The 24,942-nt window shown below is 57.2% G+C and carries 17 protein-coding genes; 5 read left to right on the top strand and 12 right to left on the bottom strand.

Annotated features, from left to right (window positions below; genetic code table 11):
• Positions 1–201 precede the first annotated feature (201 nt).
• A complete protein-coding gene (locus VG146_18485) occupies positions 202–1,107 on the top strand; it encodes a hypothetical protein (protein HEV2394341.1) in 906 nt (301 codons plus the stop codon).
• A 504-nt stretch (positions 1,108–1,611) separates the two neighbouring features.
• Here VG146_18485 and VG146_18480 read toward each other — a convergent pair.
• The 4 genes from VG146_18480 to VG146_18465 form a co-directional block, all read right to left on the bottom strand.
• Positions 1,612–3,402, bottom strand: a complete 1,791-nt coding sequence (locus VG146_18480; GenBank protein ID HEV2394340.1) for an SEL1-like repeat protein — start codon at positions 3,400–3,402, stop codon at positions 1,612–1,614.
• A gap of 536 nt (positions 3,403–3,938) precedes the next feature.
• Positions 3,939–5,906 (bottom strand): OPT family oligopeptide transporter, encoded by a 1,968-nt coding sequence (locus tag VG146_18475; GenBank protein ID HEV2394339.1) that lies wholly within the window; start codon positions 5,904–5,906, stop codon positions 3,939–3,941.
• A 9-nt stretch (positions 5,907–5,915) separates the two neighbouring features.
• Complete coding sequence (gene carB, locus VG146_18470) at positions 5,916–7,706, bottom strand: carbamoyl-phosphate synthase large subunit (GenBank protein HEV2394338.1); 1,791 nt, start codon at positions 7,704–7,706, stop codon at positions 5,916–5,918.
• Between the two features lie 122 nt (positions 7,707–7,828).
• On the bottom strand, positions 7,829–9,106 hold the full coding sequence (locus VG146_18465; GenBank protein ID HEV2394337.1) for a 6-phosphofructokinase: 1,278 nt from the start codon (positions 9,104–9,106) through the stop codon (positions 7,829–7,831).
• A 61-nt stretch (positions 9,107–9,167) separates the two neighbouring features.
• On the opposite strand from VG146_18465, the gene VG146_18460 reads away from it, so the two are divergent.
• Both VG146_18460 and VG146_18455 read left to right on the top strand, forming a co-directional pair.
• Positions 9,168–12,158, top strand: a complete 2,991-nt coding sequence (locus VG146_18460; protein ID HEV2394336.1) for a PVC-type heme-binding CxxCH protein — start codon at positions 9,168–9,170, stop codon at positions 12,156–12,158.
• Between the two features lie 52 nt (positions 12,159–12,210).
• On the top strand, positions 12,211–13,437 hold the full coding sequence (locus tag VG146_18455; GenBank protein ID HEV2394335.1) for a DUF4185 domain-containing protein: 1,227 nt from the start codon (positions 12,211–12,213) through the stop codon (positions 13,435–13,437).
• A gap of 59 nt (positions 13,438–13,496) precedes the next feature.
• Here VG146_18455 and VG146_18450 read toward each other — a convergent pair whose 3' ends face one another.
• The 5 genes from VG146_18450 to nusA form a co-directional block, all read right to left on the bottom strand.
• A complete protein-coding gene (locus VG146_18450; protein HEV2394334.1) occupies positions 13,497–14,834 on the bottom strand; it encodes a fibronectin type III domain-containing protein in 1,338 nt (445 codons plus the stop codon).
• A gap of 166 nt (positions 14,835–15,000) precedes the next feature.
• Entirely contained in the window at positions 15,001–15,987 is a 987-nt protein-coding gene (locus VG146_18445) for a DHH family phosphoesterase (GenBank protein HEV2394333.1), read from the bottom strand.
• Positions 15,988–16,102: 115 nt separating this feature from the next.
• Entirely contained in the window at positions 16,103–16,465 is a 363-nt protein-coding gene (gene rbfA / locus VG146_18440; protein ID HEV2394332.1) for a 30S ribosome-binding factor RbfA, read from the bottom strand.
• Between the two features lie 100 nt (positions 16,466–16,565).
• Complete coding sequence (gene infB / locus VG146_18435) at positions 16,566–19,097, bottom strand: translation initiation factor IF-2 (GenBank protein ID HEV2394331.1); 2,532 nt, start codon at positions 19,095–19,097, stop codon at positions 16,566–16,568.
• 86 nt (positions 19,098–19,183) lie between these two features.
• Positions 19,184–20,464, bottom strand: a complete 1,281-nt coding sequence (gene nusA / locus VG146_18430) for a transcription termination factor NusA (protein ID HEV2394330.1) — start codon at positions 20,462–20,464, stop codon at positions 19,184–19,186.
• A 257-nt stretch (positions 20,465–20,721) separates the two neighbouring features.
• Between nusA and VG146_18425 the strand changes: the two genes are divergently transcribed.
• Complete coding sequence (locus VG146_18425) at positions 20,722–21,096, top strand: hypothetical protein (protein ID HEV2394329.1); 375 nt, start codon at positions 20,722–20,724, stop codon at positions 21,094–21,096.
• A gap of 4 nt (positions 21,097–21,100) precedes the next feature.
• On the opposite strand, the gene VG146_18420 is transcribed toward VG146_18425, so the two are convergent.
• The 3 genes from VG146_18420 to VG146_18410 form a co-directional block, all read right to left on the bottom strand.
• On the bottom strand, positions 21,101–21,988 hold the full coding sequence (locus VG146_18420; GenBank protein ID HEV2394328.1) for an inositol oxygenase family protein: 888 nt from the start codon (positions 21,986–21,988) through the stop codon (positions 21,101–21,103).
• Positions 21,989–22,369: 381 nt separating this feature from the next.
• Entirely contained in the window at positions 22,370–23,434 is a 1,065-nt protein-coding gene (locus VG146_18415; protein ID HEV2394327.1) for an ABC transporter permease, read from the bottom strand.
• Positions 23,431–24,420, bottom strand: a complete 990-nt coding sequence (locus VG146_18410; protein ID HEV2394326.1) for a substrate-binding domain-containing protein — start codon at positions 24,418–24,420, stop codon at positions 23,431–23,433. The genes VG146_18415 and VG146_18410 overlap by 4 nt, the downstream gene beginning before the upstream one ends.
• Before the next feature lie 190 nt (positions 24,421–24,610).
• On the opposite strand from VG146_18410, the gene VG146_18405 reads away from it, so the two are divergent.
• Positions 24,611–24,889, top strand: a complete 279-nt coding sequence (locus tag VG146_18405) for a hypothetical protein (GenBank protein HEV2394325.1) — start codon at positions 24,611–24,613, stop codon at positions 24,887–24,889.
• The last annotated feature ends 53 nt before the right edge of the window (positions 24,890–24,942 follow it).

Raw genomic sequence — 24,942 nt, 5'->3', positions numbered from 1 at the left:
CGAATGGGAAAATGGCGGGCAAAGTTCTAAAGTTGCGGCAAGGCTCGAACCTATCGCAAAAGCGCCACTCAATGCAAATGCGTTTCCGTGCCGTGTTATCACACGAGTTGACTCAAATTAAAAGACACCGGGGAGGAGAAACTGAGGGGAGGCAAAAAGGGTCGTTGACTCATGGAAAAATGACACCGGAAATCGGTGTGAATGAACATGAGCCAGGAACTGAAAAGCCAATGGTTGCCCAAAGCCCAAGCTCGCTATGCGCGTCGGAATCGGGAAGGCAAGAGCCGGATGCTCGACGAGTTGTGCGAGGACTACCACTACGAGCGTAAGTATGCGATCAAACTGCTCAGCGGGACTTTAGCCCCGCCCAGCGGGCGAGCCCATCCCGGACCGGAGCGGCGCTACGAACTGATCGAACCGGTGGTGCGGAAAGTATGGCTGACGGCCGAGCAACCCCGCGGCAAACGTCTGGTGCCGATCTTGCGCCAATGGCTGCCGTATTATGAGCAGCGATTCGGATCTTTGAGCAGCCGGCAACGCAAGTTGGTGCGCCAAGTCAGCGCGGCGACCTTGGATCGGTTGCTGGCGCCAGCCCGAGCCGAACATTGGCGTGGACGATGCGGGACCAAACCGGGGAGTTTATTGCGTTCAGAGATTCCGATTCGTACCGGCACTTGGGATTTGAGCCGCGTGGGTTATTTAGAGGCCGACAGCGTGGCCCATTGTGGCGGCAGTCTGGCTGGGAATTTCATTTGGAGCCTAACCTACACGGACATTTTAAGCGGTTGGACCGAAGGTGGAGCGGTATGGAATAAAGGCGCAGCGGGCGTGATGGAAGCCACGCGCCAGGTCGAGCAACGGCTGTCCTTCCCGCTCCTGGGATTTGATTCGGACAATGGCGGGGAGTTCCTCAATCATCACCTCTGGTCTTATATGAGAGAGCGGCCGCAGGCGGTGGAATTTACCCGTTCGCGACCTTACCATTCCGACGATAACGCGCATGTGGAGCAAAAGAACTGGACTTGGGCGCGGCAGTTGCTGGGTTATGGACGATTGGAGAACCCGCTGCTGGTCGAGCCGATTAGCGCGCTGTATCGAGAAGTGTGATCTCCCTGGCAGAACTTCTTTTTACCCTGCCTGAAACTGGAGCAAAAATGGCGTGAAGGTAGTCACTGGCGCAAGCGCTACCAACCACCCCGGACGGCTTACGAACGGCTCTGCGCTCCAGGAATCCTGCCTCTCAAGAGCCGTCGCCAATTGCGCGAGCGCTATGAAAGTCTCGATCCCTTCGATTTGAAAGATCAGCTCGAAAAAAAGCTAAAGCAGATTGTACAGCCTTTGTGAATAACTCTGAGTACCAGCCCTCCCCCCGGTCCCCCCACCGGTCCCCCCTCCGAGGGAGTCCTTCCACATTCGACCGCAGGGCGGCGCGTGCTGGAAGGCAGGCAGCCCGCCCCCCTGCTCGTTTTAGCTCGCTATCGAACATCCAAAATTATACCAAGCCCAGGAAACCAAAACATGGGTCTGAAACGACTGGCTTACTCAGAACCCTTCGGTGTCTTTTTTCCATGAGGCAACGGGCACAGCCGTCTGCGGCCCAGGTCGCCAGTTTCATTGCTTCGGGCAGTCTGTCACTTCGAGCCCTGTCTTCTGGGCACCGGTCAATTTAGCCAGGAGAACATTCAGGTGCTCCGATGCCTCCTTTTCTCCGCTGGCGGCAGCTTTCTGAAACCACTTGCAGGCCTCAATCGGATCGAGCGTCACACCCTCGCCAATCTCATGGAGGAGTCCTAAATGGTATTGAGCTTCTGCAAAACCTTTCTCCGCTGCCTTACGGAAAAGGTCCACAGCTCCGGGTAAATTCTTTTGTGTCCCCTGCCCCTTCTTCATCAGAACCGCCAGCTTTGTCTGGGCAACGGGCAATTCCCTGGAAGCTGCTTTGCGATACCACGTGACGGCTTTGGCGAAATCTTGCTCGATCCCTTGACCGGTTTCATAACAGTACCCAAGGTTATACTGGCTTGTCGCGTGCCCAGAAATGGCTCCGTGTTGAAAAAAGTGAACTGCTTTCTGGGCGTCTTTGGGTACTCCCAGACCTTCCAAATAGCAGTGGCCCAGGTGACATTCCGCTACAGGCTGATGCTGGTCGGCGGCCAGGCGATACCACTTAATCGCCTGTTCCATGTTCTGCGCAACCCCCGTGCCCATGTGATAGAATATCGCGATGTTGCACTGCGCTGCTGCATTTCCTTTTTCCGCAGCCTCCAGATAATGCGCGGCAGCTTTGGCTAAGTCCTTCGGCACACCCAGACCATTGTGATAAGCGCGTCCAAGGTTGTTAACCGCGTTGGCACTACCTCGGCTGGCAGCAAGCTCGTACATTTCCTTGGCTTTTTGGAGGTCTTTCTCGACCCCATGCCCATTTCCAAAATAAGTGCCCAATCGAAATGCCGCTTCAGCGTGGCCATTTTCGGATGCCAAACTGTGCCATTTGAATGCTTCCTTAAAATCCTGATTGCCACCCTCGCCCTCGCGGTAACATTCGCCCAGCCGCCATTGTGCATCGGCGTCCCCTTTTTCCGCTGCTGCTTTTAGCTTCCTGGCCAATGCCGCGGGGCTCGGTGGAAATGGATATCGCTCGCTCTCCGAGATGAATTCGATCTCAAAGCCTGCGCGCTTTGTTCCGTCTAGAAGTTCGAAAACCTGATATGACCCATCTCCGAATCCTGAACGGACGAAGGGCATCACGGCTTCCGTCCCGGGGGCCAACACCGCAATTCCATGGCTGTCCGATTCCTCAATCGTCCCGCTTATCTTCTCGTAAGAGGCCTCATCATCATTTCCCCATGCTTTTAAAAATACCTCATAATCACAGCAACCGGTCATCGCTGTATCTGTCCAAGTTTTCCCAAGCTCCGGCCCAAGTTCTGGCTGCGTGCCTTTCAGAGAGACCCGCAGGCGCGATATACGGGCGTCGCCTCCATAATCGATGCATTTGGCCCGAACCTCGTATTGCCCAGGCGGAGCCTCAATTAGTAGGCCGTCCTCGGCCGATGGAACAAAGCTCGCATCTACGACCAAGAATTGTGGTCCGCTTAGCTTGATCTCATAAAGATCGAGCCATTCAGTTTGCTTGCCCTGACACCCTTGCTCTGCTTCGCCAGTTCGTTCGGCGCTCACGTAATCCTGCAATTTCATAAGGCTCTTTCCTTCGTTGCAGTTCAATTCAAACACCGCCATCTGCGTTGGCGCTCTCGCCAGCGCATCTTGCGGCTCAACCGGAAGGAAAACAATTGAATAACGTAAACCTCGGTAATCGGTTAGTGACGGCGGGCGCTGCCGCCTAAAGGCGGCGTTCCGCGTGTCCGGAACGCCGGCTTCAGCCGGCAGCCCCGTAGTCACTGAGGCATTACAAACCTCGGAAACCTCTTGCAGTCTGCGACCGTTCGCATATAACGGTCGCGAAAGATTTACACTTATGCGCTATTTGATTCTTCTGTTACTCACAGCGACACTGTCGTTTCCTGCCCTTGCAGGGGCCTCCACCAGCGCTTCCCGAAACAGCTCGGGTGGAACTCGGTGGGCGCTCTTCAGCGGAAAACATGCGAAGAAAGCCAAGAAGGCTCACAACGCCAGGCGCAGCAAGAAAGCCAGCAAACACCACCGCGCCAAGGCCAGCCATTGACCGGACAAGTGCTTTAAGGGCGGGAGCAGGGAGCCTTATTGATTGTTCATTGAGGGGTCATCGTTTCAGATGAGTCAGGTCCCATCCCGCCTGAAACAACAAAGATAACCAGGCAACCAAGGAGGAACCGAACGGAGCCGACGCTCACCGTTCCAGACCAAGAGTCCCTTCGTTTCCTTCGTTAGCTTCTTCTGTGAAGGGTCCTTTGTGCGTTCGCCTGCGGCGACATGCGCAATGAGGAGATATGAAGAGTTTAGTGCCCGCCGAACAGTTTCTTCATCATCTCCGGCCCGTTTTCGATAAAGATCAACAGCACACCCATGAGCGAGCCGCCGGCGATAACGCCCGAGGCAACCGGGTATGTAAATTCCTCCGCGTTTTTGGGCGCTTTCCTGGTCCAGACCCAGGCGATCAGGGCGCCGAGGAAAAACAGGAAGCTGTAATACCAATGGAAGGTCCACGCCAGGCCTGCCCCTGCGGCGGAGGGGAAGTACTGCTGCTTTTTGGGAAAGAGAATGGGCAAGAGGGCCATGACGACACCGACGGCGGCGCCAATCTCGATAGAATGGCGCTTGACCGGGTGCAACTCGCCAATCCCTCGGCTCATGGCCAGGGCCACCGCACGCCAGGTCTGCGCGGCGGGCGCCGGGAACTGGTCGGTGCCGAGGACTTTGTCGTTGGGCACAAGGACTGAGAAGGCCAGGACGGTGACGAGCGTGCCGATAAAGATGCCGGAGAATTGGGCGAGGAATTGTTTGCGAGGATTGGCGCCGAGAAGGTAGCCGCTTTTGAGATCAGTCAGGAGGTCCGCTGAGGAGATAGCGGCGCTCGACACGATATTGGCGCTCATCAGTGTCGTTGTGGCGCTGCCCGGATGAATGGCCCCGATGCTCATTTGAGTCAGGTGCCCCATCGCGCCGACCGGAGTGGTATCGGTCTCGCCGGTCACGCGACAAGCCACCAGCGCCAGCAGAAACGAGAGGACCAGGGCCAGGGCAGCAATCCAGTAGGGAATGTCAAAGGTGGCGTGCGCCAGAAAGCTCAGGGCAATGAGCGAGATGACCTGGCCCGCTAGATACCAGCTCATCGGGGCCTCGATGGCTTCGAGCGCGTCCTGAGTCTGATCGGCGCGCTTGAACATCTTGCCCAGGTTGCGAAAGGCCCGCAGCGATGTTTTCCATTGAAACAAAAAATTCAATAGACCGGAACTGACCATGCAGGCGGTGCCGCCCCAGAGCGTCCACTGCACCACTACTTTGAAGCCGGACCCGACGATAAGACCATGGGCTTGCAGGATCGGCACGAAAACCGCCCAGCACAGCGTGCCGCTGATGAGCATGCTCAGGCATACGCGCATTCCGGTAATGGCGCCCGCGGCCACAAAAATGGAATCCCATGAAAAGACGGTGGTCCGCCCGGTCCAGACCTTGAACGTTTCCTGGCCAAAGAGCAGGGCCTGCAATTTATCCAGCAGTGCGGTGCTGGACCAGTTTGCCAGGTGTGTTCTCGTGAAATGGTCTAGCAAGGCCAAGCCATCAGACCAAAGCTTGTCCAGTGCGGCCAATAACCCCGCTATGCCAAGGGCTTTGGCCGCCCGCATGCCTTTGGAGCCATGCGAGTGCAAGGCGCGCAAGGTCTCGGCTGCAGCCGTGCCGCTGGGAAATCGCAACTGCTCGATATTGATCATTTGCCGCTTCATCGGGATGGCCATCGTCACACCGAGCACAGCAAGGAAAAACACCCAGGCCAGCGTGAGGGTAAAAGGCAGAGGCTTGCCAGTGATGAGTATGAAAGCCGCAAAAGCTGAGATAAGAGTAGTGCCGGTCGAGTAGCCGGCGGCGCTGGCGGTGGACTGCATGCAGTTGTTCTCGAGAATGGTCATCTGAGTCTTGGCGATACCGAGCTTGTGAAAAGTGGTCCAGATCGAGTAGGACAGGATGCAGGCGGTGATGGCGACGCCAAAACCCCAGCCGGACTTGAGTCCGATATACAGATTGGTCAGCGACAGGACGCTGCCGAGGACCGAGCCCATCAGCGCCGCGCGCCAGGTAAGTTGGGCCAGCGTATCGCCTCGGCCTCGATAGACCTTTTCATACCATTGCCGCTCGATTTCGTCGGGTGTGCCCTTAAACCCTTCCACTTGCAGCTCGAAATTGGCGTAAGGACCGGTTTCGGCTTGGTTTTGCTCGGCATCGGCAGGCTTGCTCGGATTCTGACTCATTCAGACGGCTCAGTGATATTGCTGCAAGGGCTTGACCCCATAACCGCTCTTTCGCAGGGCGGCTATCCCCAAGGCGGCGGCCTTTGCTCCGCTTAACGTCGTCATAATAGGGGTGCCTGTATAGACGGCTGTTGTGCGTATCTTCACCTCGTCAGCGCGGGGAGTTTGACCGGCAGGGGTGTTGATCAGAAGCTGGATTTCGCGGTTCTTCAGCAAGTCAAGGGTGTTCGGACGGCCCTCGGCCAGTTTAAAAACGTGCGCCACTTTCAGTCCGGCTTTCTCGAGCACCGCCGCTGTGCCTGCGGTGGCAACCAACTCGAAACCAAGGTCAGCAAAAAGCCGGGCCACCTCGGCCACCTCCGCCTTGTGCGCATCGCTCACGCTCAGAAAGACCCGCCCGCTCAGGGGCAAGGGGCCGCCGGCGGCCATCTGCGATTTGGCATAGGCGATGCCCAGGTCAGCATCCAACCCCATGACTTCGCCCGTCGAGCGCATCTCGGGCGAGAGCAGGATATCTTGTCCGTGAAACCGGTTAAACGGAAACACCGACTCCTTCACCGTCCAATACTTCGGCCAGACTTCCTGAGTGAAACCAAGGTCTTTGAGAGTTCTGCCCGCCATGACCTTGGCTGCGAGCTTGGCCAAGGGCACACCGATGGCCTTGCTGACAAATGGCACGGTGCGCGAGGCGCGCGGGTTGACTTCGAGGACATAGACGGTTTCCCCTTTGACGGCGTATTGCACGTTCATGAGGCCGATGACCTTGAGTTCGCGCGCCATGGCGTGGGTGTACTGGCGGATGACTTCGATGACCTTTTCAGAAAGGGTATGGGGCGGCAGCACCATGGCCGCATCCCCGGAATGCACGCCGGCAAATTCGATATGCTCGAGCAGGCCGCCAATCACAATTGTCCCCTGGGCAGGATCGCTCATCCGCCCCACATCGGCAATACAGTCCACATCCACTTCGGTAGCGTCTTCGAGGAATTTGTCCACCAGCACAGGCCGTTCCGGGGAGGCCTCGACGGCAAAGCGCATATAGTGCTGCAACTCGGAATTGGAATAGACAATCTGCATCGCCCGGCCCCCGAGGACGAAACTGGGCCGCACGAGAATGGGGAAGCCCAATGTGCTCGCCACGGCCAGCGCTTCGGTTTCATTGGTTGCTATCCCATTGGGAGGTTGCGGGATATTTAACTTGTGCAGCATGGCCGCAAAGAGCTTGCGGTCCTCGGCTATCTCGATCTCACGCGGCGAAGTGCCGATGATATTGACTCCATTCTCCTGCAACCCCTGCGCCAGGTTCAGCGGGGTCTGGCCGCCGAATTGGGCAATGGCCCCCCAGCATCCCTCGCGTTGATAGATATGGAGCACATCCTCCAGGGTCAGCGGTTCGAAATAGAGCTTGTCGCTGGTGTCGTAATCGGTCGAGACGGTTTCGGGATTGGAGTTGACCATCAGGGTCTCGAATCCTTCTTCCTTCAGCGCAAAAGCGGCGTGAACGCAGCAATAGTCAAACTCAATTCCCTGACCGATGCGGTTGGGGCCGCCCCCAAGAATCATCACCTTCCGCCGCTCACTCCGATCCACCTCATCATCGCCCCGGTCGTAGGTTGAGTAATAGTAAGGCGTGTAGGCCTCGAACTCGGCTGCGCAAGTATCTACCAGCCGGTAACTAGGCACCAACCCAACCTTGTTTCGCAGGGCCCTAACCTCCCCTTCAGTCTGGCCGGTTAAAAACGCGATTTGCCGATCGGAAAAGCCGAGCGACTTGGCTTTGGCGAGCCGGTCGAGGTTCAATTGACTCGCCTCCCGTCCCCACTCGCCCTCGTCCTCGTTCTCGAAAGCCCCGAAAAATCCAGGACGAAGGACCAGGACGAAAACGAGGAGGAGAGGGAGCCGTCCATTTTCAAAATGCGCTCTCAGGCCCGCGGTGGCAGCTTTTTCTCGACTTTGCTCTTCTCCAAATCGACATATTTAGGCAATCCGCCCTCGATTGGAAACCGGACTTCTCCTTCGATGAGAGGTTGGGCGTATTCGACAAACTTTGTGTTTGGAAGGAATCCATCCTCGCTGATCCAATCGCGAGGGACAAAATGCTCGACATTGGCGATGTCGGCCAGGGGTTGCAGCCCAGTGGCCCAGCGCACGGAACCGGTGGTTTGATCGCGAACAATTTTTACCATGAACCCGCTTTGACCGGACACCGCGGCGCGCACAGCGGCTTCCCCGCAAGCAAAGGAGTTATTGGCATCGGTGAGGCTGGCGAGGTGCCCGGCGGCCCGTTGCGCGTAACCCAATTGCACGGTGCGGGTCTTGGTATTGAGCTTGCCTTGGACAAGTTGTTTGAGCTTTTCTGCTGCGCCGGCAAGCACCGGATGCCCGAAGGCGTCCAAACGAGTTTTATCGGCGCCGACCTCCTCGCCGGAGGCGTACTTGATGCCCTCGCCCACCACCACCAAACAATATCGGTGGGCATCGACGGTTTGCTTTACTTTTGCCAGAAATTTCTCCTCCTCGAAGACGAGTTCAGGCAGGAGAATAATATGGGGCGGATGAGCGGGGTTGCCGCGTTTGGCCAGCACCGTTCCGGCGGCAATCCAGCCCGCCGAGCGGCCCATGACCTCAACGATGCAGCAGGACCCATCGTCGGTGGCCATGCAGGCCACGTCAATGCCCACTTCCATCACGGTGGTGGCGTTGTATTTGATGGCCGAACCGTAGCCCGGGCAATTGTCCGTATGAGGCAGATCATTATCGATGGTTTTGGGGACACCGATGATGCGAAGCTCGTAACCGCGTTTGACAGCCTCTTCGTGAATCTTGTGAGAAGTATCCTGCGAGTCGTTGCCGCCAATGTAGAAAAAATAGCGGATGTTATGGGCCTGGAAAACTTCGAACAGGCGGTCCATATCCTGAGCGGCTTTTTCAGGTTTCCTCTTGAAATCAATCTTGTAACGGCAGGTGCCCAGTGCGGCGGCGGGAGAATAGCGCAAGGCCTGGATGGTTCGTGCCTTCTCATCGTTAATATCGAGCAGGTCCTCGCCCAGAATGCCCAGAATCCCGTTGGCTCCGCCATAAATCTCCTCGATAGCATCGTGGCGTCCGGCTTCCTGAATGACCCCAGCTAAACTGGAGTTAATAACGCAGGTAGGCCCGCCGGATTGAGCGACCAAGAGGTTTCCAACTAAATCTGCCATAGTTTTGTTTTCAACTGGACCGGTGATTCAGGGCCGGCCAAAGCGGAATTGAGGCGGAACGATGCCAATCGGCTGGGCGTCTGTCAAAGAGGAATTCACAACAGACTTCCATGCGGGCGGCACTTGCGCCATGATTTTGGGTATGGGCACCAGGAAATTGGCGTTGGGGGCGGCAGGATTCGCGCTTTTGTTGGCTCTGAACGCTTTGGCGGCCGACGTCGGGCATGGCTCGAACAGGGTCCAAGTCGCCGCCGTTCCGGCCACACCGAGCAGGCTCGCTGCGTTCCGGCTCGCTCCCGGTTTTAGGATCGAATTGGCTGCCGCCGAGCCAATGGTTTCGGCTCCCGTTGCGCTGGCTTTCGACGAGAATGGCCGGCTGTTTGTGGCTGAGTTGCCAGCTTCTCCCACTGGCGCGCAGCGGCCAGCACAGGGGCGTATTCGTTTGCTCGAGGCCCCCGATAAAAATGGAGTCTATCAAAAGAGCACCATTTTCGCCGAGGACCTTTCAATGCCTTCGGCGGTGGCCTGTTACGCCGGGGGTGTCTTCGTGGGGCTCACACCCGAAGTCCAATTCCTCAAGAGCACGAAAACCGAAGGCATCGCTGAAGTTAAAAAAGTGGTTTTGGCCGGTTTTGGGGGAACGAATGCCCCCAGCCAACGAGCCCTGTTGAACAATTTCAATTGGGGCCTGCAGAATCGCATCTATGGAGCGACCGCCGGCTTGGGCGGCGTCGTCATTTCGCCGAATTGGCCTGGAAATCCCATCTCCGTCGGCGGCTGCGATTTCTCCTTCAATCCGCGCACGCTGGCCGTTGTTCCGGAAGCGGGACCCGCTCAGTCCGGGCTGGCCTTCAATAATTTTGGCCGCCTGTTCGGATGCGATTTCTCTCGGCCATTGCGCGTGGCAATGTGCGAACCGCGATATCTTGGCCGAAATCCCTTTTTCCCAAGAGCGCCATGGATGATTGATGCGGCCAGCCCGGCCACAGCGTTGTTTGGCCTGCTGGCCTTGCCGCAGCAAACGGGGTTGTCTTCGCCGACTCGACTAACCGAGGTAGGAGGGGCTCGGCAGGTTAGCGTTCAGGGCGCAGCCTGGTTGACGGGCGCGCGCGGCTGCGTCGTTTGCCGTGGGAACATCTTTCCGCCCGGCTATCAGGGCAGTGTGTTCGTTGCCGTCCCTGATAGTCATGCCATTCATCGGTTTGTTGTGCATCAGGACGGCCTGAGCATTTCAGCCCAACGCCCGCCTGAAGAACCTTCCAGCGAGTTTTTGGTTTGCAGCGACCCTTCTTTCCGGCCCGAACAGATCGTCAACGGCCCGGATGGGGCGTTGTATGTAGCCGACCGGCAGGACCGAAGCGACCATGGGCGAATTTATCGAATTGTGCCGGAGAATTTTCGGCGCCCTGCTCTGCCGCAACTGGGCAAGGCAAGCACCTATGAACTGGTGTCCGACCTGGCGCATGCCGATGGATGGCATCGCGATACAGCCGCGCGCTTGCTCTTCGAACGAGGCGACCCCGCGGCCATACCGCTATTGACGAACATGGCCGATCATGCCCGGTTGTCCCTGGCCCGCCTCCAGGCCCTCCACACACTGAGCGGTTTGGATGCCTTGCGTCAGACTCAGGAGTTGAGGGCTTTAAGCGACCCCGATCCTCTCCTGCGCGAGCATGGGGTGCGCCTTGCCGAGAAACTTCTCACCAATGGCATCCCCTCTGACGAACTCTGGAACGCGCTAAAACCTTTGGCAACCGATCCATCTATCCGCGTGCGTTATCAATTGGCGCTCACGTTGGGGGCGGTCGGGCTTTCAGAGAAGCCCTCGATCCTGGCTCAAATCCTTAAACAGGACTTGGCTAATCCTTGGATTCAGACTGCCGTCCTCAGTTCACTGGCCGAAGGAAGCGCCGCATTGTTCGAGTTGCTGGCGAGCGATGCGCGATTCATCCGCGACCCGCAAGGATTCGAGTTTCTGCAGCAGCTCGCCTGTATGATTGGCACTCAAGGCAACAAAAATGAAGTCGCACAGGTCGTAAATTTCATTACGAAGGCGCGCTTGGAACGGATTGTCTCTTATACCGCGCTTTTCAAACTGGGCGAAGGATTGCGCCGAACACAGAGCTCGCTCGGGCTGGTGGATGCCCAAGGCCTGCTGCAGCCATTCTTTTTCCAGGCCCTCTCCGATGGAACGGATGCAAACCTTTCGGAGCCGGTGCGAGTTGCAGCCGTCCGCCTGGTTAGTGTCTCGACGCTTCGGTTCGACGAGACCGGGGATTGGCTTTTGCTTCTATGCAATCCACAGCCTTTTCCAGACTTGCAACAGGCTGCGATTGACGCTTTAGGCCGCTACGAAGACCCGCGCGTGCTGGCCGGTTTGCTCAATTCCTGGAGCGCCCTCACCCCTTCTCTCCGCATCCGCGCAGTAAGCGCCCTGCTCAGCCATACCTCGCGCGTGGCCGGAGTGCTCGCCGCCATTGAAGCAGGTAAAATCGCGCCCACTGACCTTTCCTGGGCGTTAATCAATTTCTTGCGGACCTTACCCGACCCGGCGCTCAGCCGGCGCGCGGTTCAATTGTTGGGCCCGGTCCCACTGCGGCGTCCTGAGGTGGCGCAACGCTTACAGGGGGCATTGCGCTTGAGCGGGATTGCAGATAACGGACGCAGTATTTTCCAGGCCCGCTGCGCTCAATGCCATCAAATCGCCGGGAACCGCCAGTTGCCGGGCCCCGATTTAGCAGGCGCCCGGACCTTGAGCAAAGCGGAGTTGCTGAGAAACATCATTGAACCCAGCGCCAATCTGGCGGCGGGGTTCCAAACCGTTGTAGTCACCACGCTCGAAGGTGAGAGTCGAGTTGGGGTTCTTGCTGATGACAATGAGGTCACCTTGACCCTGAACGAGCCTGGCGGGGCTCGGCAGGTCTGGCCCAAACTCAACGTTCTATCCGTGGTGATGCAGCCCTGGTCGCTTATGCCCAATGGCTTGGGGCAGGGTCTCTCGGTGCAAGACATGGCTGACCTTTTGAGTTATTTGGAAACGGCGCAACCGTAAGGAGGCAGAATCATCGGGAGCAGAACCACCAAACAGAAAAGAATCGTCCTTTATGATTCTATCCTCACATCATTCGGTCTTTAAGCAGAGGCCTAACATGGTTGTCAACCCGGTTTTGCTTTTCCTCGCCTTGCTGGTGTTGGGGCCGGGAGCATTGGCCGGGTATGCCGGGCCAAGCGAGGAACAGGCTGGGCCAAACCCAACCCCGCCCGCGAATGCCCGCCATTTTCGCGCAGCGCCTTACCCGCCCAGCCGCCTCATTGAGAGCATCGACTGGCATTGGGAGACCTATCAGACTTCCGCTCCAGGCAGCGATTTGTGGCCAATCACCTGGGGACCGGATGATCACCTTTATGCAGCCTGGGGCGACGGCGGCGGTTTTGGCGGCTCAGATTCCGATGGCCGGGTGAGCATGGGCTTTGCCCGTATTGAAGGAAGCCCCCAGAACTACCATGGCTTCAACATAAATGGCGGCAAAGACCCGGAACATCCCGCCTCCTTTCCAAAGAAGGGCAAAACTGGCGGAATTCTTTTTGTGGACGGCACACTCTACGCCCTGATCAATCTCCAGAATAACCCTTGGCCAAACGTGGACCACGTCCTGGCGTGGTCAACCAATGCGGGAGCGGCATGGACTCGGGTTGAATGGGTTTTCCCAAAAGGCCCCGGCAATTTCCAGCCAGCAAAATTCCTTCAATTCGGACCCGATTATACCGGGGTGCCAGCACACCTGGATGGTTTCGTGTATATTTATGGACCAAGGCAAGCGGCTCGCGCCGGCGAGGAGAAGGAACTATTCCTGGCGCGGGTGCCCAAACACCGGCTTCGCTCGCAAGGCGCATACGCGTTCTTTAAAGGTTTCGCTGCAGATCAGAAGCCTCTTTGGACCTCAAATGCGGCGCAGATGGCCCCTGTGTTTAAGGATGTCAATGGGGTCACCCCTTGCTCCGTTTCCTATGACCCGGGACTTAAGCGATTCTTGCTTACTAGCTTCCATACCGGACCGGGGCAGTTGGGGGTTTTTGATGGCCCAGAACCTTGGGGACTATGGACTACAGTGGAGTATCTCGAGGACTGGGGCCGCATGGGCCGGCTTGGAGAAGGATTGAGTTGCAGCTTCCCTCAAAAATGGATGAGCTCGGATGGCCTGAAGCTTTGGAGCGTTTTTAGCGTTTATGGCCCCGGCGCCAAAAAAGGCATCCAGGCCCATGACCGCTTCAATCTGATCGAAGCGACGCTGAAAGACCTGAAAGGGCGGTTGGCCAAACCTTCTCCTTAATTTGGCAAAGCCATGGATGGCTTCAATGGAATCTCACGGAGTTCGCCCCCCTGCAGGAATCACTCCCGGTTGCCATCCGTGAACCATTGCTGCAGGGCTTGATACTCTTTCGAGCTGGGCGTCAGCAGGCGCACTTTGGAATGGACTCCTTGGATTTGTCCCGCGGGGGCTTGGTACAGGCGCGCGCCTTCGGCCAGAGCGCTGAGATAATCCGTGGGCGGGCTGCCGTTGCGGTCAGCTAAATCAGGCATGGCCCCATAGCCATGGCAGGAGTTGCAGGCGCCTGAGTCGTAGCTCTTTCGGAAAATGGCGCGCAGGTTGTCTGCGAGGTATGAAACCTTGGGTACGGCTGAAGCGGCTTCTGAGGGGTTGCTCCAGCCGGCCGCTGTGTGCGCAAAAACATAGAAGGTGTAATCCTGTCCGCAATTGCCTTCCGGATAATTGCAACTGGGCAGATTCGTCACGAGCGCCGCAGTGCCCGTGGCAAACAACGATTTCATGAAGCGGCTGCCTTTATAGACATCGATGCGGTATTGATCGATGGCGCAGCCATGGTTGGCCGGCTTGTTCCACAAGACAACCAGCCGTGCCCCAAAGTCCTTCGGGAATGACAACAACGGTTTTTGGGGTGCGTCGGGCGGCGCTTGAGGGGTCACAAGGTTTGATTCAGCAGAGGCCAGGCTGGGACCCGCGGCGTTGCTGGCTGTCACGCTGAAGGTGTAGCTCACACAATTGGGAATGCGGGTAAAACTGACGGAAGTCAGGCCCGTGCTGGCCGGGAGGTTCGTTTCAAAATGACCCGGACTGGAAACGATTTTATAGCTGGTGATGGGAATGCCGCCATTGGTGGCGGGCGACTGCCACGTTACCTTTGCAAACTGGTCTCCACTCTCTGCGCGGATGCTGATGGGCGATGAGGGCGCGGTAATACCCAGGTCCGTGATTCTTAATCGCATAAAGCGCGGGGCGGGGCCGGGCGCCGGAGCGTTGTCATGCACCTGCAACAAGGCCGGAGTGTTTTGCTCGATTGTCGTGCCGTTGGTTGTCCAACTAAACGCATTGGCCGGATCGCTGGTGACTTCCACCGCAAAGGCCACATCCCACGCCTTTGGGTTCCGGGGAATAGTCAGGCGCAAGTGGCCGGTTTTAATATCGGCTGTCATGGCGCTGCCGGACGGGGCCAAAGGGTTCAAATCCAAAGCGTATTCGAGCAGATTCGGTATGCCGTCGTGGTCCGGGTCGGCTGTGTCCGCCGCGCTTTTTGCGTTTTCTATTGTGCCAAAATAGGCCAGACGCCAGGCCTGCAACGGTGAGAGCGCGAAGGCTGGGAGTGAGATCAGAACGAACAAAGCCAGAAACACAATGCAACGTCTATCGCAGCGCCTGGCATTCTTCATGGTGTCAAAGCTCCCGAACTACTAATGCCCAATTGGCCTGTTTAGGCAAGTGGGGCGTTAACAGAAGGGGCGTTAACAGAAGCAAACGAAGGAAACAAAGAAGCGAACGTGGGCGGAGAAGGGGCGGCCTTCGTTCCTTCGTTTGCTTTTGTTAATACCGCTTCTGTTAAAGCTCGGCCGAATCGAGGGCCTTTTTGATCGCGGCGATGACCTTGCGCTGGACCGAGAGCGGTTTGCCGGCTATGCGCGCGCCGGCGGCGGCCATGTGCCCACCCCCGCCGAACTGGGCAGCGATTTCATTGACGTTAATTTTTTGGCTTTTCGAGCGCAGGCTGATGCGCGTCAATTCGGGCTCGATCTCCTCGAAGACGCACGCGACTACCACTGGTTCGATAGCACGGACATGATCGATGAGGCCTTCGGAATCACAGCTCTGGGCGCCGGAACGGGCGAAGTCGGCTTTCTTGAGCCAGAAATAACCGATTTGGTTCTGATGCGTGAGGCGGAAATGATTATAGACGTGCTTGAGCAACCGCACACGCGACAGGGGATAAGACTGGTACACTTCATCGCAGATGCGCGCCAGGTCGGCCCCGCGCCGGACCAATTCCGCCGCCGTATGAAAAGTGCCAGGCCGTGTCGTGGCGTACTGGAACGAGCCGGTGTCGGTTGAGACAGCGGCAAAGAGGCAATCGGCAATGGTTTTGGTGATCGGCCACTTGGCAATCTTAAGCAAATGGAAGATGAGTTCGCCGGTGGAAGGTTCACGGCCTGAAACCCAATTCAGATCACCATATCGCGTATTGCTTTCATGGTGATCGATGTTGATCAGGGTCCGCCGGGCCCCTATGAACGACCCCACCTTGCCCAACCGGTCGAAACTAGCCGCATCGGTCGCCACCACGCAATCAAACTTCAAGCCGCGCTTGGGTTTTTGAATGGTGTGGTCCGGGTCCAGGAACTTGTACTTTTGCGGAATACAGTCTTCATTCCAACAGCAGACGTTCTTGCCTGCATTCTCCAGCGCAAGCGTCAGGCCCAGTTGCGACCCCACGCAATCGCCGTCGGGCCGAATATGGCCCACAACACAGAGGTTGCTGCTGTTCTCGATGACTTCAATGATGCGGCCAATTATTTTGGGGTGAGGTTTCATCCGGTGCCATCTTTGATGACCAGTGCCTTTATCATTTCCTCATCGCGGTTTTGGCCGAACCGGAGTGATTGGCCGTGACGCCAGCGGAAAGGCCGATGCGATGCCGTCTGCACAGCTATTCGGTTGTGCTCGGATTGGATTTTTCGAGCTCCTCGATGATCTGTAAAACGCGGTTGCCGCGGGCGACGGAATCATCGATCAAGAACTTAAGGGTGGGGGTGTATTTGAGCACAACCGCACGGGCGACCAAACCCTGAATGCGTTTGCGGTGCCGGCTGAGCAGGTCCAGGCCGCGTTTTTGCTGCTCCGCAGTCCCCAGAATGCTGATAAAGACAAGCGCTGAGTGCAAATCCCCAGCCACATCCACATCGTTGACGCTAACCAGACCGGCTTCGCTGACGGGAAACTCCCGCCGAATGACTTCGCCGATCTCGCGTTTGAGCAACTCGCGCACTCGTTGGAGCCGTAGAGAAGGCATAAATTCATCGAACCTTAAATGAGAAACCAACGCATAACGCCCTGTGAGGATCGATCGTTGAGCCTCTTCAAAATGAAATGCCTCAGTTTTGCCGCGCGGTTCATAGCTTTTGCGCCACCTTCTCAACCGTATAACATTCGATATTGTCTCCAACCTGGAACTCGCTGAAACCCTCGATGCGGATGCCGCACTCCATCCCGGCGCGCACTTCATTGACCTCGTCCTGGAACCGGCGAAGCGATTGGGTCAGGCCCTCGTAGATAATCTCCTTGCGCCGGCGAATGCGCGCTTTGCCTTTGACAATCCGCCCGCTCACGACCATGCATCCGGCCACCGGGGCGCCTTTTGAGAGCTCAAAGATTTTCCGGACCTCGGCGACACCCGCCGTGACATCCTTGAGGAGTGGTTCGAGCAATCCCGCCATGCCTTCTTTGACCTGGTCAATCAGTTCATAGATGATGGCATAGAGCTTAATCTGCACGCCTTCGTGCTTGGCCTTGTCGGCCACTCCGCTATCGACCCGGGTATGGAACCCCAGAATCACGGCTCGCGAGGCAGAGGCCAAGGCAACATCTGATTCGGTAATAGTGCCCACGGCGCTGTGAATGATCTCGAGAGCTACCTTGTCGGATTCAATTTTCCTCAGCGCCTCGACGATCGCTTCAACCGAGCCCTGGGTATCGGCTTTAACAACGACCCTGAGGGCCTTGGAGGTAGTCGATTCAAGCTGAGCGAAGAGGTTTTCGAGGGTGACTTTCGCCCTGGGTTGTTCCTGTCCCAGCGCCTTGGCTTCGAGCGCCCGTTGCTCAGCCAGATCGCGGGCGGCTTTCTCATCCTCAACGACGCTGAACTCCAATCCCGCCTCGGGCACTCCATTCAAGCCCAGCACTCGCACAGCCACCGAGGGGGCCGCCTCCTTGAGCCGCTTGGCTTCCTCATTAATCAGAGCGCGCACTCGCCCATAGTACTGGCCGCAGATGATCACATCCCCAACACGCAGAGTGCCTTTGCGCACCAGCACGGTGGCGGTCGGACCGCCGGGCTCCAAGCCGGACTCGATGACATTGCCCTTGGCGCGGCGGTTGGGGTTGGCCTTGAGCTCGAGCAGGTCGGCCTGCAGCAACAACATTTCAATCAGTTTATCCACTCCCTGTTTTGTCAGGGCAGAGACATCGACAAAGATGGTGTCGCCACCCCAATCATCGGGGACCAGGTCCTTATCCTGCAGTTGCTTGCGAACCTTCAGCGCGTCAGCGTTGGGATGGTCCATTTTATTGACCGCAACCAGAATTGGGACCTTGGCAGCCTTGGCGTGGTTAAGCGCCTCGATGGTTTGGGGCATGACGCCGTCATTGGCCGCTACCACCAAAACCACGATATCAGTCACATTGGCGCCCCGTGCCCGCATCGAACTGAAAGCGGCATGGCCGGGAGTATCCAGGAACGTAATCTGCGCCAATTCGTTTTTCCGCTCGGGATGTGGGAAGGAGATCGTGTAGGCGCCGATATGCTGGGTGATACCGCCAGCCTCGCCGGCAGCCACATTGGACTTGCGAATCACATCCAGCAGCGTCGTTTTCCCATGATCGACATGCCCCATGATGGTGACCACCGGCGCGCGCGCAACCAGTTCTTCGGGTTTATCTTCGACATCCAGCTCCACCTTTTTGATCGGAGCATGCACTAGCCCGCTGCCGCGCTCGCGTTTCTCGACCTCGAACCGGTAGCCGTAATTGGCGCAAACCTTTTGGGCAACCGGCTCTTCGATGTACTGGTTCACCGTGGCAAACACGCCTAATTGCATCAGGTCCGCAATAATTTTGAAGGGCTTTTGTTTGAGCTGCTCGGCCAACTCTCGCACTACAATGGGCGGTTTTATCGTGATTACCGGCGCCTCAGGCGGCAATTTCGCCGCCTCGGGCCTTCCGGCCTGCTTGGGTTGGGAAGGAAACTTCGCAGTCGGAACCGCAGGGCCGGAGGGAGCGGGCGCGCCACGGACCGTCCGGATGTCGCCGCGTTTGTGAATCTCCGGGCGCCTGTGCTCGGCAGGGCGCTGCGGCAGCTTAACGGCGCTGGGTTTTTCGCTCGATTTCAATACCGGCTTGCTGGGCAAATTGATGAAGCCCACCTTATCGCCAACTTTAGGCCGGGGTGGCGGGAGCGGAGCGGCAGGCGGGGCTGGAGCGGGAGCGGGAGGCGGGGGTGGTGGCGGGGCCTCCTCGACCTGGGGCTCATGGGCCGGAGCAATGGCTTCGGGAGCCATAGCCGGCGCTTCTTCCACCATCTGGGAAGCTTCAGCCGGGGCGTTTTCGGGCTCGAGGACGGCGGTGCTGGTAGCCGTAGTGACAATCGTCTCAGGTTCCTGGGCTAAGGCCTCTGCAGGCGGCGGGTTAACGATTGTGATGGGCTCGTTTGCAAGAGGGACCGCCTGAGCGGCAACGGGCGGAGCAGCCGGAGAGGACGGTTGAGGATGCAGCAGAATTAACTGCTGTTCGAGGTATTCGGCGGTGATCTTATCCAGCGAACTCGAGGCGACTCGCGCGGCGGCAATGCCCAATTCTTTGGCTTTGGCAAGAACTTCTTTGTTCTCCAAGCCGAGTTTTTTTGAAATGTCGTAAATACGAACGGGCATAAATCTCTAACTCTTCGGGCGGGCTTTGCCGTACAGCCTTCATAGGCTTGGTTGCCAAAACACCGAAACTTTCTTTTTTGTCATACTCAGCCGGAAACCGGCGCTTCGCCGACCTTTATGGTGCGGCGGGCCGCTTCCGCGCGAGCCGCTTCCAAAATGGACGCTGCCTGCTCGCCTACCTGCGCTATTCCAGCCAAATCGCTCACGTCGGCCTGCAATAAATCTTCCAAACGGGTCAAGCCGTGATGGACCAACACATCGGCCTGCTCACGAGAGATGCCGGGAATGGAGGCCAGCAGCTCCACCGCCTCGGCCACCTTTTCTTCAAAACCTTTGGTCACCACCACTTCCGCTACAATATCCACTTGCCAGCCCGTCAGCTTCGAGGTTAACCGCGCATTCTGACCCCGTTTCCCAATCGCCAAAGAAAGCTGATCCTCGCTGACAATAATCTTAACCCTTTTGTTGGTTTCGTCGATCTCGAACGACTTCAACTTGGCGGGCGCCAGGGCATTTGTAATAAACATCCGCACGTTGGGGTCCCAGCGGATGATGTCCACCTTCTCGTTATTCAACTCGCGCACGATGTTTTTCACGCGCTGGCCGCGCAGTCCAACGCAGGCGCCCACCGGATCGACCTTCTCATCGCGCGTCCACACCGCCAGCTTTGTCCGAAACCCGGGCTCGCGCGCGATTCCTTTGATTTCAATGGTCCCATCGTTGATTTCAGAGACTTCGAGCTGGAACAGCTTCAAAACAAAACGCGGGTCTGAGCGGGAGAGAATAATCTCGGGGCCATGGGGACCCTGCTCGACTGCTTTGACATAACACCGGATGCGCTCCCCAACCTGGTACTCCTCGCTCGGGACCCGTTCGCGATTGGGCAACAGCGCCTCGTACTTCCCAAGGTCCACCAGCACATCCGAGCGCTCGAAACGACGCACCGTCCCGCTGATGATATCCCCGACCCGATCTTTGAATTCTGTAAAAATCAGCGCCTTTTCCGCCCGCCGAATCTGCATCATCAGCGCCTGCTTGGCATATTGAGCCGCAATCCGTCCAAAACCGACGGGAGTCACCTCCACTTCCAGTTCTTCCCCCACCTGGGCATCGGGTTTAATGCGGCGCCCGTCGAAGACGGAAATCTGATCGTGCTTGGAAATGACCTTTTCCGAAACAATGAGTTTGGCAAAAGCCCTGATATCGCCGGTTTTCTGGTCGATGACCACACGCAATTCCCTGGCCGGCCCAACCGCCTTCTTTGCAGCCGACAACAACGCCTCCTCGACGGCCCCAACCAGGATTTCCCGGTTGATTCCTTTCTCTCGTTCCCAAAACTCCAACACTGCTAAAAAATCGGCGTTCATACGTCTTTTCAATGAACGGTCCCCCTTCCAGGGGAACAAAAAAGTCGGCAGATTGAACTCTTCCGACTTTGGCGCGCTGGACAATCCAGCAATCTTTACCGTTCTCTACTAGATTAGGTCTATAGACAAAACCAGTCAAGCCCTAAACCTTTCGCCTTTCGATTAGGGCACATCCCCACACGACCGGCGCGGTAAGGCGGAACGCAACGCGGGAAACATTTTGCAATTTAATGCAGCCTGCTCCACCCTTCGGGAGCATGACACAACCGCTAGCGCTCGTTCTGTATGAGAGATTATTGCCGGGCAGCCAGCTTGTCAACCGCCTGCAAGACTTAAAGTATCGTGTTCAAACCCTTTCGGACCCTGCCCTCCTGGTCGAGGTCGCCCAGCAAGCCAAACCCATGGTGGTCCTGGCCGATCTCGAACCAGCCACCAATAACGTTTGCGAGGCGATTACCCGGCTCAAGGCCAACCCGGCAACAGGGCATTTGCCGGTCATAGCGTTCGCGGCGGGGCAGGTCGCCACGCTTCAAAGCGCAGCGCAACAGGCTGGGGTCACCCTGATGGTCAGCGAAACGGCCATTCTTAACCACCTGCCCCAGGTTTTGGAACAGGCGCTCCAGGTGGAGTAGCCCGCTACCATTTCAGCGTAGGAGGCAGGTACTCCTTTATCAGCTCATCGTAGAAGGGCCGCAACTCGTTCAGGTTCGGCTTTTGCTGATTCTTGGTATATAGGTCGTAGGGATTGAAGGCCCGGACCCAGCGAAACATCTCCCGGTCCTGGTCATTCATCAGGTAATCATATTCCCCGTCGCGATGAGCCGGGTAAAAGGAATGATACCGGATCATGTAGAGGGCCTCGGTCGGCAGGTAGTCCTTCACCACACTATATAGATACTCGTCGTGACCCCATGACATCCTCACTTTGTCCAGCCCGCAATGCTCCTCATAATTGCCCAACCGGCTCTGAAACTGCGGATTCTCCCGGTCCGGGTTATCGCTGAAAAACTCGTGAAAGACGATCTTGTCCGACCAGGCGCAGCCGACCGGGAAGGTATCGCCTACGACGGCCCATTGCGGCTCCCCAAACAGGCAGAGGATTTTGCCCAGGTCATGAATAAGCCCCGCTAAAATGAACCAGCGCGGGTGGCCGTCTCTGCGGATTTGTTCCGCCGTCTGCAGCAGATGGTCCAACTGCGACAGGTCCGTGTCGGGGTCGCTATCATCGACCAGGGTGTTCAGGAATTCCAGCGCCTCCCACGTGCTCATCTGCTTGCGGCTTAAAGACAGATACTCATTGCGTTTGCCCTGAACAAACCCATGCGTCTGGTAGCGATGGTTGAGCCGGTAAAACTCCCGCACCGAAGGGCGGGCATTCGCTTCGTAGTTGCGGAACTGCTCTTTCTTTTTTTCGGGATTAACCGTCTGAAAAGGTTTGGCTGCCGGTTCAGCCTCCGGGTAGCGCACTTTCAGGAAATCCTCCCACTCTTCGAGCGTGCCCAGCGGGCGATTGGAATCATTCATAGCCGATAAAGGATTAATTATGGTTGCCATTAGTATTTAACCTGCCTGACCCGGTTTGGCAAGGGGGAGAAAGCTTCGATTGAGATTTGATAGAAAATTGCTTTTGGCTGCGCCGGAGAAGATAAAAATGAACCTCCTGTCCCAGCCGCGGAATGTTTGGGGCCACGATATCCTCGACGAAGGACCCCGTCTTTTGCGCAATTTCGCCCCATTGCTTCTGCGATTGCATACGCCACTGCCGCATTTCGGCGATGTCCTGGTGAACCTCAGAAATGAAACTGGTCAGCACAGTTTCCAGCCGGTCCATTCGTTCCGCGAGCCCTTCATGGCATATTTAAAGCATACGGTCTCAGGGCTTCTTAGCAAGCGATCTTGGCAATATCAACCTCTGGCGCGCAGGCGAAGTTGGTCCACCCCCACCGCCAGAATGATGACAGCGCCGATGATGATTTCCTGCATGTAGGTGGGCCAGCCCATCTGGTTGGAGCCATTGCGCAGCACCGCCATCGTCAGGGCGCCGATCATGGAGCCCAGGATGCTGCCGCTGCCGCCGCTGAGGCTCGCCCCGCCGATGACCACCGCTGCAATGATGTCCAGTTCCAACCCGATAGCCACCGTCGGGTCGCCTTGAGTAAGCCTCGAAAGCTGTAACAGCCCCGCCAAGCCGAAGAAAATTCCCGCTACACTGTAGATGAAAACCTTTTGTAGCTGGACGCGGATGCCGCACAGCCGAGCGGCGTTTTCGTTGGAACCCAGCGCGAAGAGATACCGGCCAAAGACGGTCTTGCGCATCACGATGCTCATCAGCACGGCCAGCCCGATGGTTATCCAAACCCCGATGGGCACCGGAAACAGCCGGGTAGGGTCCTTTAAGTCCATGATGTTGTTGATGACCGAATCGGGGGCGCTGACCGTTTGGTTATCGGCCAGCCATTTGGCCGTGCCCCTCGCAACCCCCATCATGCCGAGGGTCACAATAAAAGGCATCATTCGCAGCCCTCCGATAACCAACCCATTGAGCAAGCCGACCGCCACACCCACGGCGATGCTCAGGGTGGCCGCCAGCCAGACCGAGTGGCCCTTGAGCAAAACAACCGCCCCCACCACGCTGGCCAGGGCCACAACCGAGCCCACGCTCAAGTCGATTCCACCGCTGACAATGATGATCGTCATGCCCAACGTGCCTACCGCTACGATAACGGTTTGGGTCAGGATGATTTTGAAATTGGCCCCGGTCAGGAAAAATGGACGCACACTCGGGCTTAAAGAGAATAATCCGACAACCAGCAAAAGGCCCAGGAAAGGGCCTGCGACATTGAGCAGGCGCCGCCAGGTCATCGCCCTCGATGGCGGGCGGGAGGCGGTTTCGTTTTGCTGGTCCGTCAGCGGGCCCAAGCCGCGCCACTTCCAAAATGGCCATTTGGTGTTTTGAACCGGGAAACTCATTTCAAATAGCGGTCGATGGGTGGATAGAGCAGTTCCTTGATTTCAGGCTCATTCATGTTTTCTGGCGTCACCAGGACGACCCCAGTATCGATGCGCTTTTGCACCTTCTGGCCCTGCAAGTATTTAATGGCGGTTTCCACTCCCAAGTAGCCGATCAACATCGGATTCTGCACCACCACCGCCTGAATATCCCCGTTCTTCATGTCCACTACAGATTGTGAGCCGGCGTCAAATCCGATCATTTTCACTTTCCCCCCGGCCAGGCCAAGGTCACGCAAGGCCTTGGTCATCGCAATGGTGGGGGCTTCACAAGGGCAAAAAACGCCGTTGACCTCGTGGCCAAAGCGATTGAGCAGGTTCTGAGAGGCCTGGTAAGCCAATTCGCGAGTGGCTCCTGCATGTTGTTCCGAAGAAATGAGCTTAATCGACGGATATTTTGATTTTAGAACCTCGAGGAAACCTGCTTCCCGCGCCTCCGTGCTGGCAGAGCCGACTTGGTATCGCAACAGGATGACATTGCCCTTGCCCTCGAGCAGTTTGCCCATCTCCTCTCCCGCCAATTGACCGCCCTTATAATTATCTGTCGCCACGAAGCTGACGTAATCCTTGGAATGAAGGGCCGAGTCGATCACCACGACCGGCACCCGCGCCTCGAGCGCGTTGTGAACTGGCCGCACCAGGGCCTGCGAATCCAGCGGCGCCAGCACAATAGCGCTGACGCGCCGGGCCATGAAATCCTCGACAACTTGAATCTGCTGGTCGCGATCATCTTCGCGCAAGGGCCCCTTCCAGAGAATCTCGACAGAGGTCCCGGCGGCCCTCAGCTCTTGTTGGGCCTTAATGGCGCCGGCATTGATGGATTTCCAGAACTCATGGGTGGTGCCCTTGGGGATAACCGCGATGGTAAAGGCGGGGTTGGCGGCCAGCGCGCCGGACAGGCCGGCGCATACCCACGCCAACAGGAGGGCCCGCAAGCATTTGGACATGCCCCATCATAGCGCGGGCACTGTTCTATTTCAATGTTTTGAATTCTATCCATTATGTTTTCTGCTTCGCCAGCAGGCGGGTAAGTCTTGCTTTTTGCCCCAGCCAGTGAAAACATGGTATATTTGAGCGCCATGAATGGAACCGGAATGGACATCTGATGCCCATGACCCCACGTCAAAAAGAAAACGGATGAGATTCCAATTAACGGTTCTCGCCATTGCCGGCCTGTTCTGTGCCGGGAATGCGCGCGCGGAAAACAAGAAAGTCCTTCCGCCTGATCGCGTCAGCATCTATCAAGTTTCGTTGGTATGCCCCGCCGCTCCGCAAATCGGCTATGGCACCCGGGCCAAGCCCGTCCTGCTGGCGCTGGAGCGTGAAACAACAGTAGCGGAGGCCTGGCTGAACCGAGCGGGCACATTGATGGCAATCGAGGACGCGCTACAAAACTATCGCCCCAATCACGACTAGCCCTAATCACCGCTTGGAGCTATAGATTGGTTTCGAGGCTCGGGCGCTTTGGA

The organism is Verrucomicrobiia bacterium, from assembly GCA_035946615.1.
Lineage (GTDB): Bacteria > Verrucomicrobiota > Verrucomicrobiia > Limisphaerales > UBA8199 > DASYZB01.
Note: the sequence above shows the minus strand (reverse complement) of the source record. Positions and strands in the feature narration are given on the sequence as shown.